Below are 16,474 nucleotides of genomic sequence, written 5' to 3' on the forward strand. Positions count from 1 at the left end.
GGAGCACCTACAGCCTTGATCACCGGCGTCCTCGGCCTGATCCTCATGGTCGCCGGGTTAGCCACCAAAACGATTCCGCTGATCACCGCGATGGCGGTGCTCACGTTCACCTGGCTGTCGATCACCTGGGCTCGGCTCGCCATCGCGTCCACGGGTGGTACTACCGCTCGCGGCGCGCGGTCGCACCCGCGGCCCGCCGACTCACGTCGATGCCAGCGCCTCCGTGGGAGGAAGGCGTGCCGCGCGGACCGAGGGATAGACGCCGGCCGCCATGCCGATCAGCACGGCGCCGAGGCAGCCGCCCGTGACCGAGAGCAGGGGGATCACCGTCGGCCAGCCCTGGTAGGCCGCGTAGCCGACGTTGGCGAGGACACCGAACAGGGTTCCGGCGATGGCGCCGAGCAGCGACAGTCCTATGGACTCGGTGAGGAACTGGACGCGTATCTGACCGCGGGTCGCGCCCAGCGCCCGGCGGAGCCCGATGTCCCTTCGGCGCTCCAGGACCGAGATGACCATGGTGTTGGCCACGCCGATTCCGCCGACCAGCAGGGCGACACCGGCCAGGCCGAGGAAGAGGGAGGAGAAGGTGTTCTGCGTGGCTCGCTTGGCCGCCAGGGCGTCGGAGGGGCGGCTGACCTGGACCTGTCCGGGCTGTTCCGGGAACACGGTGGCGGCGAGTACGTTCCGTACGTCCTCCAGGTGGGCCTCCCGCGCCTTGACGTAGATCACTGTGGGGTTTCCCGCGAAGCGCAGTGTCTTCTTGGCGGCCGGCCATCCCGTCAGTACGGCGTTGTCGAGGTCATCGGCCAGCGGTATGGAGTGCAGGATGCCGATCACGGTGAACCATGATTTGTCGATCTGTATCTGTGGAGCCGGGTCATTCTCAGGGATTTCCCCGATGCCGAGTCTGGCAGCGGCCCGGTAGCCCAGTACGGCCGTGGGGAACTGCTCGTCGGCGGCGCTGAAGAATCTTCCCGAGTAAGCCTTTCCGCCCACCACGCTCAGCAGGTCGCGTCGGGCCGCGAGCACGCTGAGTCCCGTACCGGAGAAGTCGTCTTCTCCGATGAGGTCGGAACGCCGGACCACGGCGTTGGTGTTGGCCACCGCGCCGGCAGCGGTGACCGGTTCGATGCGGCGCACCATGTCGACCGATTCCTCGGGCAGCCGGACTGGCACGGTCTGACCCGAAAACGGCTGCACGCGCAGCATGTTGGATCCCAGCGCCGACATCTCGTCCATCAGCGCCTGGTGGCTGGAGGCCGGGATTCCCGTCACCACCACCATCGTGGCGACGCCGATGGAGATGCCGAGCGCCGACAGCGCGGCGCGCATCTTGCGGGTGCGCAGGCCGAGGAGTCCCAGGCCCAACAGGTCGAGAAAGGCGAGACGTACGGGCTTGATCTTGTCTTCGGCACGCCGGGGAGAGCGCCGCGGCGTGGCGCGGGACGGCTGGGCGGGGACGGTCATGAAGGGCTTTCGGTCGGTGCGGTGTCCGCGACCAGGCGACCGTCGCGCAGGTGAACCCTGCGTGGAAACTGGTCGGCGATGTCACGGTCGTGGGTGATGAGCGCGATCGTGGTGCCCGCCGCGTTGAGTTCGGTCAACAGGGCGAGCGCTGCGGCGCCGTTGGCGGTGTCGAGTGCGCCGGTCGGCTCGTCGGCGAGGACCAGAGCCGGTTCATGGACGACCGCGCGGGCTATGGCGACCCGTTGGCGCTCGCCTCCGGAGAGCTGCCCCGGCAGGTGGCCGGCCCGGCAGGCCAGTCCGACTCGGGCCAGAGCCTCCTCGGCCAGCTTCTTCCGGTACTTCCTGGGCACACCGGCGTACAGCAGGCCGGTCGCCACGTTCTCCGCCGCGGTGAGTCCGTCTGTCAGGTGGAAGTGCTGGAAGATGAAACCCAGGCGCCGCCCGCGCAGGGCGGACAGCTGGCGGTCGGACAACTCCGCCACGTCCTGGCCCTCGATGACCACGCTGCCACCGGTGGGCGGGGCCAGCGTGCCCATGATGTGGAGCAGGGTGGACTTGCCGGAGCCGGAAGGGCCGAGGATGGCCAGCAGTTCGCCCTGCGCGACGGACAGGGAGACTCGGTCGAGGGCTCTCACCGCGGGGGGATAGGTCACGCTCGCCTCCTGCACGCTGATCACCTGGGTCATGCCGTGGTTTCCACCTTCATGCCCTCGCTGATGCCCTGGCCGCTGATTTCGACCAGTCCCTTGGCGAACATGCCCGTGTCGACCGGGACGAGCCGGCCGCCGGAGAGCCGGACCGCGTACCCTCCTTCGCGCAGGGCGAGCAGGGCGCCGACCGGGACGGCGAGTACGTCCTTCTTGGACTCCCCCTGGAACTGGGCCTGTACGGGAGCGGAGTCGATGTCCTTGACGGCCTGCAGGTCGTCCAGCGACACGGTGACGTTGGTCTTGGTCTGCCCTGCTTTGCCATCATCATCCTGGTTTGCCTGCACGATGGTGCTGATCGCGGCGACCCGGCCCGTGGTGGTGGACTGGTCGGCCAGCACCACGGTGACCCGTTGGCCCGAGTTGATGGATCCGATGTCGAGCGACTCCACCGGCACGGTCACGGACTTGGTGGTGGCGGTCACCGTCATCAGGTCTCCCGACGCCTCGTCCCCGGGCTGGGCGAGGACGTCCGAGACCCGCACCGCCGACTTCGTCACCACCACGTCCGAGAAGTCGAGGATGCCGGTCGGATCGATGCCCACGGCCTTCTGCCAGCGCTCGATCGCGGACATCAGGGACGTGGTGAGCACCCCGTCGCCCTCCCTGACCGTGGACTGCGACGGACGTGGGCTCGGTGACCCCTCCTGTGACGCTTCGGTTCCTTTGCCCGCTCCGCCGTCCGGAGCCGAGGACTGACCGGCCGGGGCCTTGGTCGGCCCCGGCCCAGGGCCCGTTGTCATGGGCGGGGGGTCTTCCGCGGGGGCCTGCTGCCGGACCACCGTGCCCGGCGCCGGTTGTGCCCCGATGTCGTAGCCGAGAGCCTTGAGGTTGTCGGCGACGACCCGTATGTCACGGCCGATGCTGCCGGGGGTGTCGAGCCTGCGGTACAGCGGTGTGTCGCCGTAGAAGACCACGGCGGAACGCTCATCGACGCGGTACAGCTGCCGACCGCGTTCAACCGTCGCACCCGGTTTCGGAAGCCACGTCACCCGCCCTTCACCGGCACTGCGGATCGTGCGCGCGGAGTCGTAGCCGAGCGTCCCCTGCATCTCCCTGATGCCCGACAGATCCGTTCTGACCACGGCGATCTTTTTGACCTTCGGGCCGGCCTCGGGTTCGGAGCCGTTCCCGCCCCGGCCGGCCCACAGCAGACCGGCGCCCGTGCCTCCTGCCAGCAGCACAGCGACGACGGCCAGAGAGACGGCCTTCTTCCGGCGGCCCGCCGCCGGCTTGCGGGAGCCTGCCCCTTCCTGGACCGTCACCCGCAGGGGCATGGTGTCCGCGGCGTCGCGCTCACTTGCCACTGAACGCCTCTATCATGCATTCCTGGTTGATCTGGTCCTCGTTCCTGGGCGGATTCGCACCGGCCTTGTAGTTCCAGCCACCTCCGTCAGGAAGGGGTTCCACCTTGAGCCCTCTGCGGTTGTTGCACGCGATCCACTTGCTGTAATCGTCCATGTAGTCGGGGTTTTTCTTCGGGTCCAGCTCCGGGGGATGCAGCGGCTTCTTTCCGATACACGCCTTTTCCACTTCCGGACGCTCTTTGGCCACATCTATACCGGGGAACCACAGCGATTCGGGATCGGCTTCCGGCATTTTATTCCCCGGCGAGCCGACGGACACTCCGCGATCCTTGATGCAGCGCAGGTAGCCCTGGTACATGCGTACTTCCTCGACCTGCGTGGTGTCCATCCGAATCTGGGGACGGCCGGACTCGGAATCGTCGGCCGCCGGACTCTTCGTCGACCCGCCCTTTCCACCTCCATCGGATTCCGGGACGGAGACAACTCCGTCCCCCTGGCCCTCGGCGTCTCCCCCGGAGCAGCCGGTGAGCAGCGTCACCGCCAGCACGGCGCAGGAGAGGAACAGGGTCTTCTTGTACGGGCGGTCCGGACCGAGGTCACGGCGGCCTGATTCGTTTCGCATGCCTGGAAGCGTGACAAGGCTTTGTCAGAAAGGTGTCAACACTTCCCCCACCGGACCCCTTCCTGCGATTGTCAAGAAGTTGTCAGGGAATTGAGCCAAAATTACCGGCGTTCACCTCGCACTCCGCAGGCTTATCATCGGGCCATGTCCGCATACGTATTGGTGGCCGAAGACGACGAAAAGCAGGCAGAACTGATCCGTCGTTACCTGGTGCACGACGGCCATGCCGTGACCGTGGTGCACGACGGCCCGACAGCCCTCAAGGAAGCCACCCAGCGGCCCCCCGACCTGCTCGTTCTCGACTGGATGCTGCCGGGTCTGGACGGGATGGAGATATGCCGCCGTATACGCGCCACGGGCGATATGCCCATTCTGATGCTCACCGCCCGCTCCACCGAGGACGATCTGCTCCTTGGCTTGGACATCGGGGCGGACGACTACATGACCAAGCCGTACAGGCCGCGCGAACTGGTGGCCCGCATCCGGACCCTGCTGAGGCGCAGCCGGCGTCCGGAGCACACGGAGGAAGTGCTCCTGAAGGCCGGCCCCCTGACCGTGGCCCCGGACCGCCACGAGGTGTCCCTCCACGGCCGCCCGGTGAACTGCACTCCCGGCGAGTTCCGCCTGCTCAGCACGTTGGCAGCCGCACCCGACCGGGTCTTCACCCGGGCTCAGCTGCTGCACTGCATCACCGACCACGGCCGAGCCGTCACCGAACGCACCGTGGACATGCACGTAGTGAACCTGCGGAAGAAGATCGAGACCTCGCCGCACAGACCGGAGTTCCTGCTGACCGTCCACGGCGTCGGTTACAAGCTGTCCCGAGGCCGCCGTGAGGTCTGAAATCCCGCTCCGCAACAGCCTGCTGTCCCGGCTGCTGGTCACCTCCGTGCTGATTTCCTTGGTGTCCATCGGGGCCACGGCCTGGCTGACGGTACGCGGCACCACTGTCGCCATCGAGCAGGAGCGGGGCCAGGCCCTCGCGGACGACGCCACCGTCCAGGACACTCTGGAGGGCTTCGCCGCGACGCACCGGAACTGGAACGGTGTCGAGCGCACCGTCCTCGACCTCTCCCGGTCGACGGGGCGCACCATCATCCTGACCACGCGAGCGCGCCAGGTCATCGCCGCGTCGCAGCGGTCGGCCGCGGAACGGCTGCCCCTCAACGAGAGCGCCGTGATCGATCCCCTGCACGTCGCTCCGTCCACGGATCAGGGTGTCGGCCAGGCGGAGCGGATCTCCCGCATCGACCCACGCGCCGTCGGCCCCTACCGCCTGCCCGCCGAGGAGCGGGCGAAGCTGCGACAGATCGCCCGCGATGAGGTCAGCTGCCTCTACGGCCGGGCGGGAGTACGCGCGCACATCGTCGAGGAGGCCAGTGGCAGACCCGCCCTGCGCACGCTCAGGGCCTCACAGGACTTCATCCCGGCCTGCGCGACCAAGCTCATGCTCAAACCCACCCCGACCGAGGCCGCGGCCCTCGCCGAACTCACCCGACTCGTCCGCGGCTGCGCCGGGCGCAACCACGTACCCCTGCCCAAACCACTGATCATCACGGTGGACTTCCGGGTGGAAGGCGACGACTCGGCGCAGGGTTCCGCTGTGGACGACTGTGTGGAGGAAAGCCGGCGGGAGCAGTTGGCGGCGCATGTCGCCCCCGCGGCCCTCCTGTTCGTCACCAGCCCGCCCCGCAGGGCCACCGCCGTCTTCGACCTGTCACCGGCCGGCACCCTCAGGGTCCTGGCCACCACCGGTCTGGTCCTGGCCGGGACCATCGCCGTGACCGCCGTCATCGCGATCAGGCTGGTACGTCCGCTGCGCGCGCTGACCAACGCTGCCCGCGCCCCCTCGGGCCGGCACCTCCGCATCCCCGTCACCGCCAAGGACGAGACGGGCTATCTGGCGGCCGCCCTCAACGACCTGTCGGAACGCCGCGAACGCACCGACGAGCAGCGCCGGGTCATGGTCAGCGACATCGCCCACGAACTACGCACGCCCCTCACCAATATCCGCGGCTGGCTGGACGCGGCGCAGGACGGCCTGGCCGAGCCCGACTCGGCACTCCTCACCTCGCTCCAGGAGGAGGCGGGCCTCCTCCAGCACATCGTGGACGACCTCCAGGTGCTCGCCGCCGCCGACGCCGGCACCCTGCGCCTGCATCCACAGGAACTGGACCTCCGCGAGTTGATCGAGCAGACCATGAGCGCGCACCAGGCCACCGCACACGCCGGCGGTGTCGAGACCGTCGTCCATGCCCCGGACAACCTTTCGGTCCACGCCGACCCGGTCCGCCTCCGCCAGATCCTGGGCAACCTTCTGTCCAACGCGATACGCCACACCCCGCCGGACGGCCGCGTCACCCTCAGCGCCCGCCGCGTGGCAGGCGCCGTCGCCATCGAGGTGAAGGACACGGGCAGCGGCATCCGCCAAGAGGACCTGCCCCGGGTGTTCGACCGCTTCTGGCGGGCCGAACAGTCCCGCAGCAGGCGGACGGGAGGCAGCGGGCTGGGGCTGCCCATCGTCAGACAACTGGTGCGGGCACACGGCGGAGATGTCTCCGTGGCAAGCCGGCCGCACGTGGAGACGGTGTTCATGGTGCGGTTGCCGTGCTGATCCGTGCGCTACGGTCCGGTCGGCTGCCCCGGGGCCAGCAGATCAGAGACCGGCTCAGCGCCCCCGAGCGCAGGTGTCGGCCGTGCGGTTCCGGTGCCGTGAGGAGACCTCACCCTAACCTTGCGCTTTCACGAGGCGCGCTGTCCGAAGCGTGATCGAAAACGCGAGAAGTGCTCCTGATCTGCAATCCGGTGATTTAGTGCATCGGTGCTGGTGGGACGCCATGCTGGCAGGGGTTTTGGGTGGGTAGGCCCCTGGGGTGCATGGGGAGATCCACCTCGATCTGATGATGCACCAGATGATCTCGGGACACGGCAACAGGGCTCCCGGCAGGACAGAAGATCGACCAAGATCCGACTGTCTGCACGGGAGCCCTGTTGGGTGCTCAGTCTGCCATCGCTGCTGCTTCAATCGTCATGTCGACGCCCCGTCCAGTGTCCCCTCGAAGCTCCCGAAGGCGGTTTGGAGCCGCAGTTCGGCGACCGGATCCGGCTCGGTGTACTCACCGAGGGGATCACCGCCGAAGTGGTCGACGACGTACTGGAGTTGACCGGAAGGGCCGAGCGTCGCCGCAGGCTTCTGCCCGCCCGCGCGGTGGTCTACTTCGTCCTGGCTCTGTGCCTGTTCAGCAGCTCCGACAACACCGGGCCGCCGGGATACCGGGTGGTCCTGCGGACCCTGACCGAGAAACTACGGCACCTGCCGGGCGGCCACGTCCAGCGCCTGCTCACCAGTTCGACCCTCACCAGAGCCCGCCAACGCCTGGGCGACAAGCCGTTCCAGGCGCTCTTCGAACGCCGGTGCGGCGCCCAGGCGACACCCCCGGAGCGTTCGCCTTCGGCCTGCGGCTGGTCGACTGGGACGGCACCGCACTGGACGTACCGGACACCTCCGAGAACGCCGCCGCGTTCGGGTTCACCGGCCGCGACAGACCGACAAAAGCGGAAACCCCAGGTCAGACGGATGACTTTACTCGAGTGCGGCACCCACACCATCATCGACGCGGCCTTCGACTCGATCGCCAGATTCAGCGAGCACAAGCTCTCCCGCATTGGTTCCGCCGCTTGCGAATCCGCTGGGAGATACGCGACGACATCCACGCAGCGTTCCTCACTCTCGGATGCGCACTCATCTGCTGGCAACGCCTGATGCGATCGCGTGGGAGTGCCGGGTGAGACGACGTGCCGGACTTCCGGACGTCGAAGTTGCAGAGACGCGTAAGGCCGTAATGGCGGCGAGATTTCCTGACGGTCGTGCCGTTGGGGCGGATCAGTGGGTGAAGGCGACAGATTCAGCGAGATCCTTCTGAGTTTCGAGCGCGGTGAGACGTTCGGTGAGTGCCGCCTGGATTGCGCTATAGGTGTCGGAGCCGAGAGCCAGGCGCAGTGGCGGGCTCGGGTGGCGGGTGGTCTCGTAAATGGTGGCGGCGATCTTGACCGGGTCGCCGGTGAAGACGCTCTCGTCTGCTGTTTCCAGGTAGTGCCGGGTCTGGCCGACGGCATTGTCGCGGTAGACGGTCGTTTCGGTGGTGTATTGCAGGGCCGAAGCGAAGCCTGTGCGGGTGGCGCCGGGCTCGACCAGAGTGAGGTGAATATTGAAGTCGGAGACCTCGCGGCTGACGCTCTCGGTGAAGCCCTCCAGCCCCCACTTGCCCGCGTGATACGAGCTGTGAGTGGGGACACCGACCTGGCCGCCCACGCTGGAGATCTGGATGATCCGGCCACCGCCCTGCTCACGCATCGGCTTCAGGAAAGCCCGGGTGATCAGCATCGGAGCGAGCAGGAGGACCTCGATCTGGTCGCGAATCTGCTCGACGGTCATTTCCTCGGCGGCGCCCACAACCGCGTATCCGGCATTGTTGACCACAATGTCCACCGGCCCGGACCGGAGAGCCCTGCCGACCACCTTGTCCACGTCGGCCGGCCGCGTGAGGTCGAGGATCTCGACAGTCAGCCGGTCGCCGTACGTCTCGCGCAGGTCTTCCAGAGCTGCCGGGCGGCGAACCGTCGCCGTGACGCGGTCGCCGTTTCGGAGGGCGTGCTCGGCGAGATGGCGGCCCAGCCCACCGGAGGCTCCGGTGACGAACCAGTGACGTGAGGCGATGTCAGAGGGAGCGGACACGGGAGTCTCCTGAAGTAGAGTGATACCGGAATCTGTTCCGGTTAAGTTAAACGGAACAGATTCCGGAAAGCAACTGGAGAGCGACACCGAAGGAACCCGCATGCCCGCCACGCCCCGCCGCACCAGGAGTGACGCGCTGCAGAACCGGGAGCGCCTGCTGGAGGTCGCCGCGCAGGCCTTCGCCGAGCAGGGGCTGGACACCGCGCCTGCCGCCATCGCCAAGCAGGCGGGCGTCGGTGTCGGCACGCTCTACCGGCACTTCCCGACTCGGGAAGTCCTCATCGACGCCGCCTACCGGCGCCAACTCACCCAGGTGTGCGAGAAGGTGAACGACCTTCTCACCCAGCACCCGGCCGCCGAGGCCACCAGGATGTGGATGGAACACTTCATCCACTACGCCACGGCAAAGAGCGGAATGTCCGAAGCCCTCAACGCGGTCATCGCCTCCGGCATCGATCCATATTCCGACAGCCGCGCACTCCTTACCGACGCCGTCGCCACCCTCCTCACGGCCGGCGCCCGAGACGGAAGCCTGCGAACGGACGTCGCCCCGGACAATGTCCTACTCCTCATGGGTGGCATCGCCTATTCCGTGCAGCACGGCACCAAAGAGCAAGCCCGTCCGCTCGTCGACCTCTTCATGGACGCGCTGACCAAGGACTCGACCGCGAGCTGAACCCGAGCTCCCGGACCGGCACGCCAACGCGAGCGCAGCCACGGTCACTTCATCGAGTGGCTCTGTCGGCACTCACGAGTTTCTGGACACATGCCGCGCACCGAGTTCTGACGCGTAAATAGCTCCAGGTCAGGGACTGTTTGGGCAGGGGTGGGTGCCCGGTGGTCGTGGAGGCGGCCGGGCATGTGCTCTGTGGGTGGTCAGGCCGCGCTTTCGATCGGGTTGAGGGTGACGGTGTACCCGAGTTGGTTGAGGGCGTTGATCGCGTGTCGGGTGGCGCGTTCGGGGTCGCGCTGGGTGAAGTAGGAACCGCCGAGCTCGCCGTAGGGGATGTTGTCGGTGAGCATGTGCCAGATCGCGGTGATGATCGAGTGCTCGACGGCGACCAGGGCCCTGAGCGGACCACGGCGTGCGGTCAGCCGTTTGTAACGGGCTTGCAGGTAGGTGTCGTTGGTTCTCACCGTGCCGAAGGCGGCCGGTCCGAGCGCGCCCTTGAGATACGGATTGCCGGGGCGGACCTTGGTGTTCTTGGTGCGGCCGGCGGACGCGTGGTGGCCGGGGCAGACCCCGGCCCAGGACGCGAGGTGTTTGGCGGAGGTGAACCTGCTCATGTCACCGCCGGTCTCCGCGATGATCGCCTCGGCGGTCGCCCGGTTGATCCCGGGGATGGTGTCGGGCAGGTCGAGGCTGCCGTGAAAGGGGGCCATCGCCTCCTCGATCCGCTCATCCAGCCGCCCGATGGCGGTGGTGAGCTGGTCGTAGTGGTCCAGATACAGGCGGGCCAGGAATGCGTGGTGGTCGCGGAAGCGTCCGGTCAGGGCCTCGGTGAGTTCGGGGATCTTGTTGCGGAGCTTGCGTTTGGCCATCTCGGCGAGGATCTGCGGGTCGCGTTCCCCGCGGATGAGGGCCTCCAGCATGGCCCGGCCGGAGACGCCGATGAGGTCGGAGGCGACCGCGGCGAGTTTGATCCCGGTGTCCTCCAGCAGCTTCTCCAGCCGCTGGACGATCTGGCCGCGCTCGCGGGTCATCTGAGTGCGGGCCCGGGTCAGATCCCGCAGTTCGCGCACCGGCTGCGGTGGCACGAGCGAGGGGCGGACCAGGCCGTGGGCGCCGAGCTGGGCCAGCCAGGCGGCGTCGGAGACGTCCGTCTTGGCCGGGCAGGTTCTTGGCCTGCCGGGCATTGACCAGGATCACGTTCAAGTCCTGGGCCGGCAGGTAGTAGAACGGCTTTCAGTAGTCACTGGTCGCCTCGATCACCACCAGCGTGACCTCGGTGGCGAGCAGGTGGTCCCGCAGCGCGAGCACGGCGTTCGTCGTCGATGCCCATGTCGTGGTCTGGGTGGTGAACGACCCGCGACGCTTCGTGCTCGGGGTGCGGACGCACGCCTTGGCGTCCTTCTTGCTGATGTCCAGACCGGCGCAGCGTTCGTGCAGCACGTCCACGGCCTTGTTCCCTCCCTCACCCAACGGCCGGACAACTCGACGTTCCGGGAGGGCCAGGGTGGAACAGGAATTCTGACGCCCGTGCTCACAGCGACACTCCACGGTTCCCGTGGAAGGCCCCCAGCACCATGCTGACCTGCGAGCTCACCGGCATCACAGAAGCCTCGGTTTCGGCCGGAACGAACTCCTCCAGCGTCCCGGACCGGCATCGGTCAACATCAGGGCAGACGGAAGCATCTGCGGCGCGCGCCACGGCATTTACCACGCCCCCGGCGCGCACCGAAGGTGCGCTGAGTCGCTGACCTGCGAATTCGTGGGCGAGACGCTTGCATCGGTGACGCCTATGGAGGCTCTTCCGGAGATCCTTGACGCTCGGATGACGCTCGTGTCGGAAGTCTCTGCTGCACCGCCGTAGTGTGTCAGCGGCCAGTTCGGAATCCCCACGTACGGCCAGTTGTGATGTCACTCTTGGTTACGGCCCGGGCTCGACGTCTGACCCGATCGGTCACATGCGGATGAACGCGACCGGTTGTCGGGCCACGTCAGTGCCAGGCACAGGCGATCAGCTGTCCGCGGAGTGGGCGTCGGCAAGGGCCTCGCCGAAGAGCCGTCCGGCGAGTTCCACGCAGCGCATCCGGGCAGGAGAGAAGTCGTAAGGCATCTTGGTGATCGCTGCGGCGGCACTCATCTCTGTGCCCTCCTCCCCTTTCAGGTCGGCGTCGTAGATCTCGAAGATCTTCTCCTCGGCCGCGTCGAGACCAGCTGCCTCGATGGCCTGATTCATGGCCATTTGGTGAGCGCATCGCTGTACGGCGAGCTCTTCGACGCGCGGGTCGTCGGGTTCGACGCCGTCGTCGAGGGCGGCCTCGGCCGCCTCAAGACGGTCCTCCTCGGCCCGCAGGTCGGGGTGGGTGGCCAGCACGATGAACGTGCTGGCCTGGATGGCGGCGCCCAGCGGCCCGAAGATCCGTTCCGTGACTAGCAGTGCGTCCAGATCGGAGGGGCGCAACGCGCCCGGGGGCAGGTGGCTGAGCCGGTCCGTGACCAGTTCGGAGAGCAGCCCCAGCGGGCTGCCCACCGCCTGCAGGCGCTGAACAGCCGCGCGCCGACGTTTGATGGCGGCCTCCTGCGCCGCCAAGGTTTCCTCCAGCCTGCTCAGGACCGACTCGATATCCGGGGCTTGGTCCAGGGCTTCGTCTCCAGCTTCGTCCCGGGCTTCGCCGAAGGCGGCCCGCATGTCGTCCAGGCTGATACCGGCATCAGCCATCTTGCGGATCCACAGCAGGCGGGTCATGTCGTCATAGCCGTAGCGGCGGCGGCCGTCCCCGCCGCGCTCGGGCTCCGGCAGCAGACCGATCTCGTGGTAGTGGCGGATGGCGCGTGGGGTGATCCCGGCGAACGCAGCGGCATCACCGATCTTGACCTGCCGGGGAGGCGTGAGGGAGGGGTACATCGCAGACAGAGCCTTTCGTGCTGTGGTGCCCCGACCCCACCACATGCCGCTACGGCATGTGCAACAACCCCATCCAGGTACCACCGGAGCCAGGCCCTAGCTGCCGCCGGGACCGATCAAGAACGACGAACCATCCGGGAACGCAGAGTGACCACCGGCGGCCAGATAGCTCCCCGCCAAGTGGCCGCCGCTGGGGAATTCCCACTGACCGCCGACAGTAATGGTGGTGCGAGTGCCCATCCCGGTCGTGGATATCTCGGAGGCCGGGTGCCGGACGAGCCCGGACCGTAGTGATGTAGGCGGGGATGTTGCAGGCGGCTGCGGCGGTGAGGACGGTGAGGATGCCACCGACGGTAAGAGTGGCGATGTCGCCTTCGCCTCACACGGGCGTGGAGCCGGCGTCGGCGGTCCCGATGGGGAGCGACGTGGCGGCGAAGAGGGAGTCCGGGTCGACCGCAGACTTCACGGCGAGCAGACGTTGGGTGTTCGGCCCGTAGGAGTTCGCCACCTGAGGTGAGGTGAACTCCTGGGCGGCTCGGTCCAGGACGGTCGCGACGGAGCCGGAGACGCTCTGGACGCATCGCGTGCGAATCGCGCCCATCCGCCCGGGTGAGAACATGGCGTCCGTCGCGGCCAGCGCCGCGGAACGGGCGACCGGTCCAACCTCGGCGAGTACGGGTGTACCGAGCCTGGCCAGGGCACGCACCGGTCCGTTCTCGGCGTTCCCCACCTCGAGGTCCCCCGACCAGGTCGGTGCGACGTAAACCGTCGGTTTGCCGTCCGGGCCGGGAAGGAACCCCACGTCTACCGTCAGCTCGTCCGGACTGTCCTGATGGACCCCGCCGAGGTCGGCCAGAATGCTGGCGCTCTGGGCGATCGGGTACAGGATGGTTCCCGACACCACTGTCGGCACGGGGTGCAGGCGGATCCGCGCCGAGGTCACGACACCGAAGTTGCCGCCGCCGCGCAACGCCCAGAAGAAGTCGGGATGATGTTCGGCGTCGGTGTTCACCCGTGAACCGTCGGCCAGGACGACTTCGGCGCCGAGCAGGTTGTCGGCTGCAAGCCCGAACTGCCCGATCAGGGGACCGTGTCCGCCGCCGAGGGTGAGGCCGACCATTCCGACGGCGTCCGCTGTTCCGGTGACGGCGGTCAGACCCACCCGCTCGGCGGCGGATACGACGTCGGACGAGACGTGCCCCGCCACCCAACGTCGCGCAACGGTTGTTGCTGTCGATTCGAACTTCCCGCATGTCGGTCGGATCGAGAACCAGCCCACCAGGGCGGAACGCCCGGCCCCAGAAGTCGTGACCTCCGCCACGCACGGACAGCGGCACCCCATGGCCACGAGACGCGCGTATGGCTGTGACGTTGTTCAGCGGGCTCTGGCACAGATCTTGGGCAGCGGTCGCGGAGGGTAAACATGGTGTTCGATTGCGAGGGGTTGGTCTCGCGTGAGACCGAGTACGCCTCGCCGTCGGACAGGCGACAGTGACGCTCCATCAGGTCTCTGCGGGCCTCCGCAGTCGTCGACTGTGGCCGGTGACAGTGCTGGTCATGCAGGCCGATGCATCGTTCTGGGACTCACTGGTGTTCGACGGGATCGATGACGTGGACGTCGAGGCGGTGACCGCTGTCTTCGGCACCGTCGACATCGTGGCGAGAGGCCGGGCGGTGGGCGCGGTCTGTCCGGACTGCGGTCGGTTCTCGGAACGGGTGCACGACTCCTACCAGCGCAGGTTGAAGGATCTCCCACTCGGCGGGCAGGGCGTCGTCATCCTGCTGCGGGGCCGTCGCTTCATCTGCGACGACACCAACTGTTCGCGCCGCACCTTCGCCGAGCCGTTCGCGCAGCTGACCGCCCCGCACGCGCGCTTCACCACCCGGTTGAACCGCATGCTGGAGCGCATCGGGCGCGCGCTGGCCGGACGGGCCGGCGCCCGGCCGGCTGCCCAACTGGACCTCGGCGCTGGGCGGATGACCCTGCTGCGCAGGGTCATGGCACTGCCGGATCCGCAGTTCACCACGCCACGGGTACTCGGGGTGGACGACTTCGCCACCCGGCGTGGCCACTCGTACGCCACCGTGATCACGGACGGCGAACGCCACCGGCCCATCGACGTCCTGCCGGGACGCGAAGCGGCACCTCTGGCAGCGTGGCTGGCGGCCCACCCGGGAGTTGAGGTGATCTGCCGTGATCGCGCCGGCGCCTATGCCGAGGGCGCCGCGCTCGGAGCCCCGCGCGCGCTCCAGGTCGCCGACAGGTATCACTTGCTGCAGAACCTCGGCCAGGCCGTCGAGAAGTGCGTCGCCGCGCACCGCGACTGCCTGCGTTCCATCGCACCACAGCCGGACCATGCAGCCACCGAGGAAAACGCCGACGGGGCCTTTGCCGTCGAGCCGCACTCACTCCCTTTGCCTGCCGGTCGGCGGGCCGAGCGGATGCGCGCCCATCACGCCCTGGTCCACGGCCTGTTGAGCGAGGGGATGGGGCTGCGTGCCATCGCCCGTCACCTGGGCTGGGGGCGGCACACCGTCCAGCGGTATGCGCGCGCCGCCCGCTGGCAGGACATGGTCACCGGACGCAGTTCCCGCACCAGCCGCCTCGACATGCACCAGCCCTACCTGCAACGACGCATCGACGAGACCGACGGCGCGATCACCATCATCGAGTTACGCGAGGAACTCGCCGGCCGGGGTCATCCGGTGCCCTACAGCAGCCTGCGGGACTGGGCCCGCAGCCGCCTGCAGTGGCCCGACACGCCCGCCCCGGCCGCCGCGGCGCCCTCGGTCCGCACCGTCGTCGGCTGGATCACCCGGCACCCCGACACCCTCACCGAGGACGAGACCCGGCAGCTCAAGGCGGTGCTCGACGCCTACCCGGAGCTGGAGCAAACCCATGAACTCGTACGGGACTTCGCCCAGATGCTCACCCAGCGGACCGGCGATGACCTACCGGACTGGATCAACACCGCCCGCGCCGCACAACTGCCCGGGATCACCGGCTTCGCCCGCGGACTGACCTCCGACCTCGAAGCCGTGATCGCCGGACTGACCCTGCACTGGAGCTCCAGCGGCACCGAGGGCGCCGTGACACGCGTGAAAAAGATCAAGAGGCAGCTCTACGGCCGCGCCGGATTCGAACTGCTCCGCAAGATGATCCTGATCCAGTGACGCTCCGCAGCTACTCCTCAAGATCTGTGCCAAAGCCTCGATCTCGTGAACAAAGCCAGTTGTCTTGCTCCGTGTCCTGCGAGGCGGGGACGGAGTCGGGCGCTTTGGTGCGCGATGCCGAGGAGCAGCTGCGGCCGGAACTGCGGTGAGTGCAGTGAACGGCATCGCCGACGGAGCGGGGCCGTTCGATCCGGGCGGGAGTGCTCAGCTGGCCGGGCCGCCGACGAGGACCGACCAGCCGCCGTCGACCCGCAGAGTCGTGCCGGTGGCCGCGCGGAGCGCGGGGTCGGCGGCCAGTGCCACCGCGGCGGCGACATCGTCGGGCTCAAGCACCCGGCCCAGCACGGACTCGCGGGCCAGGACGGCGCCGCGCTCGCCGGTCAGGACTTCAGCGGTGGCCGGCGTCCGGACTGCCCCGGGGGCGACGACGAGCACGCTGACGCCCTCGCGCGCGCTCTCCGCAGCGACGTGGCGGGCGAAGGTGGCCAGCGCGGATTTCGCTGTGCCATGCGCGAGCCGGCCTTCGCCGACGTAGTCCGCAGCGGTGCTGCCGATGTAGATGATCCGACCCGCGCCCTGCGCCCGCATCGGCGCGAGGACGCGCTTGGTGATGTGGAAGGCACCGGCAAGCTCGCCGGTGACCTTGGCCTCGAAGGCCGCCCATGACAGATCGGCCAGCGCAGCGAACGGCGGCGGAGCGGTATTGGCGTTGACGACGACTGTGTCGATCCGCCCGTGGGTGGCGAGGATCCCGGTCACCAGCTCATCGACGGCGGGCGGGTCGGTGACGTCGGTGCGGCGGTCTGCGCGTGCGGCCGGTGCGCGAAGGTGAGACATCGACGTCCTCGTACTGGGGTATCGGGGCCGTGGGGGCTCCCGCGGTCTGCGAC

General features: G+C 68.2%; 12 protein-coding genes and 4 pseudogenes. 6 read left to right on the forward strand and 10 right to left on the reverse strand.

Annotation, left to right across the window (positions count from 1 at the left end):
• Positions 1 to 201: 201 nt before the first annotated feature.
• From AB0I18_RS40705 to AB0I18_RS40720, 4 genes are read right to left on the reverse strand one after another with little or no spacing between them, the layout of a single operon-like run.
• Positions 202 to 1,467, reverse strand: a complete 1,266-nt coding sequence (locus tag AB0I18_RS40705; RefSeq protein ID WP_363110788.1) for an ABC transporter permease — start codon at positions 1,465 to 1,467, stop codon at positions 202 to 204.
• The gene (locus AB0I18_RS40710) at positions 1,464 to 2,153 is read right to left on the reverse strand and encodes an ABC transporter ATP-binding protein (protein ID WP_363110789.1); all 690 of its coding nucleotides are present in this window, start codon (positions 2,151 to 2,153) and stop codon (positions 1,464 to 1,466) included. The genes AB0I18_RS40705 and AB0I18_RS40710 overlap by 4 nt, the downstream gene beginning before the upstream one ends.
• The gene (locus AB0I18_RS40715; RefSeq protein ID WP_363110790.1) at positions 2,150 to 3,481 is read right to left on the reverse strand and encodes a peptidoglycan-binding protein; all 1,332 of its coding nucleotides are present in this window, start codon (positions 3,479 to 3,481) and stop codon (positions 2,150 to 2,152) included. Before AB0I18_RS40715 ends, AB0I18_RS40710 begins: the two co-directional genes overlap by 4 nt.
• Positions 3,471 to 4,103: a hypothetical protein gene (locus AB0I18_RS40720; RefSeq protein ID WP_363110791.1), complete on the reverse strand. Its 633-nt coding sequence runs from the start codon at positions 4,101 to 4,103 to the stop codon at positions 3,471 to 3,473. Before AB0I18_RS40720 ends, AB0I18_RS40715 begins: the two co-directional genes overlap by 11 nt.
• 144 nt (positions 4,104 to 4,247) lie before the next feature.
• Between AB0I18_RS40720 and AB0I18_RS40725 the strand changes: the two genes are divergently transcribed.
• The 4 genes and pseudogenes from AB0I18_RS40725 to AB0I18_RS40740 form a co-directional block, all read left to right on the forward strand.
• The gene (locus AB0I18_RS40725; RefSeq protein WP_363110792.1) at positions 4,248 to 4,946 is read left to right on the forward strand and encodes a response regulator transcription factor; all 699 of its coding nucleotides are present in this window, start codon (positions 4,248 to 4,250) and stop codon (positions 4,944 to 4,946) included.
• On the forward strand, positions 4,936 to 6,717 hold the full coding sequence (locus AB0I18_RS40730) for a HAMP domain-containing sensor histidine kinase (protein ID WP_363110793.1): 1,782 nt from the start codon (positions 4,936 to 4,938) through the stop codon (positions 6,715 to 6,717). The genes AB0I18_RS40725 and AB0I18_RS40730 overlap by 11 nt, the downstream gene beginning before the upstream one ends.
• 381 nt (positions 6,718 to 7,098) lie before the next feature.
• A pseudogene (locus AB0I18_RS40735) lies at positions 7,099 to 7,500 on the forward strand (transposase domain-containing protein); the annotation flags it as partial.
• Positions 7,501 to 7,742: 242 nt separating this feature from the next.
• A pseudogene (locus AB0I18_RS40740) lies at positions 7,743 to 7,892 on the forward strand (IS5/IS1182 family transposase); the annotation flags it as partial.
• Positions 7,893 to 7,986: 94 nt separating this feature from the next.
• On the opposite strand, the gene AB0I18_RS40745 reads toward AB0I18_RS40740, so the two are convergent.
• Positions 7,987 to 8,940, reverse strand: a complete 954-nt coding sequence (locus AB0I18_RS40745; protein WP_363110802.1) for an SDR family oxidoreductase — start codon at positions 8,938 to 8,940, stop codon at positions 7,987 to 7,989.
• Here AB0I18_RS40745 and AB0I18_RS40750 point away from each other — a divergent pair.
• Positions 8,939 to 9,514: a TetR/AcrR family transcriptional regulator gene (locus tag AB0I18_RS40750; protein WP_189783614.1), complete on the forward strand. Its 576-nt coding sequence runs from the start codon at positions 8,939 to 8,941 to the stop codon at positions 9,512 to 9,514. The two genes, AB0I18_RS40745 and AB0I18_RS40750, sit on opposite strands and share 2 nt — an antisense overlap.
• Positions 9,515 to 9,714: 200 nt before the next feature.
• On the opposite strand, the pseudogene AB0I18_RS40755 reads toward AB0I18_RS40750, so the two are convergent.
• From AB0I18_RS40755 to AB0I18_RS40770, 4 genes and pseudogenes are all read right to left on the reverse strand, one after another.
• Positions 9,715 to 10,957 (reverse strand): annotated as a pseudogene (locus AB0I18_RS40755) (IS110 family transposase).
• A gap of 562 nt (positions 10,958 to 11,519) precedes the next feature.
• On the reverse strand, positions 11,520 to 12,410 hold the full coding sequence (locus AB0I18_RS40760; RefSeq protein WP_363110794.1) for a MerR family transcriptional regulator: 891 nt from the start codon (positions 12,408 to 12,410) through the stop codon (positions 11,520 to 11,522).
• Between the two features lie 379 nt (positions 12,411 to 12,789).
• Entirely contained in the window at positions 12,790 to 13,617 is an 828-nt protein-coding gene (locus AB0I18_RS40765) for an FAD-binding protein (protein WP_363110795.1), read from the reverse strand.
• A 43-nt stretch (positions 13,618 to 13,660) separates the two neighbouring features.
• Positions 13,661 to 13,747: pseudogene (locus AB0I18_RS40770) on the reverse strand (hypothetical protein); the annotation flags it as partial.
• Between the two features lie 220 nt (positions 13,748 to 13,967).
• Between AB0I18_RS40770 and AB0I18_RS40775 the strand changes: the two are divergent.
• Complete coding sequence (locus AB0I18_RS40775; RefSeq protein ID WP_363110796.1) at positions 13,968 to 15,584, forward strand: ISL3 family transposase; 1,617 nt, start codon at positions 13,968 to 13,970, stop codon at positions 15,582 to 15,584.
• A 204-nt stretch (positions 15,585 to 15,788) separates the two neighbouring features.
• On the opposite strand, the gene AB0I18_RS40780 is transcribed toward AB0I18_RS40775, so the two are convergent.
• Positions 15,789 to 16,421, reverse strand: coding sequence for an SDR family oxidoreductase (locus AB0I18_RS40780; protein ID WP_363110797.1), 633 nt, complete (start codon positions 16,419 to 16,421; stop codon positions 15,789 to 15,791).
• Positions 16,422 to 16,474: the final 53 nt, after the last annotated feature.

Origin of the sequence: Streptomyces sp. NPDC050704, from assembly GCF_040654355.1 — a bacterium.
GTDB lineage: Bacteria > Actinomycetota > Actinomycetes > Streptomycetales > Streptomycetaceae > Streptomyces.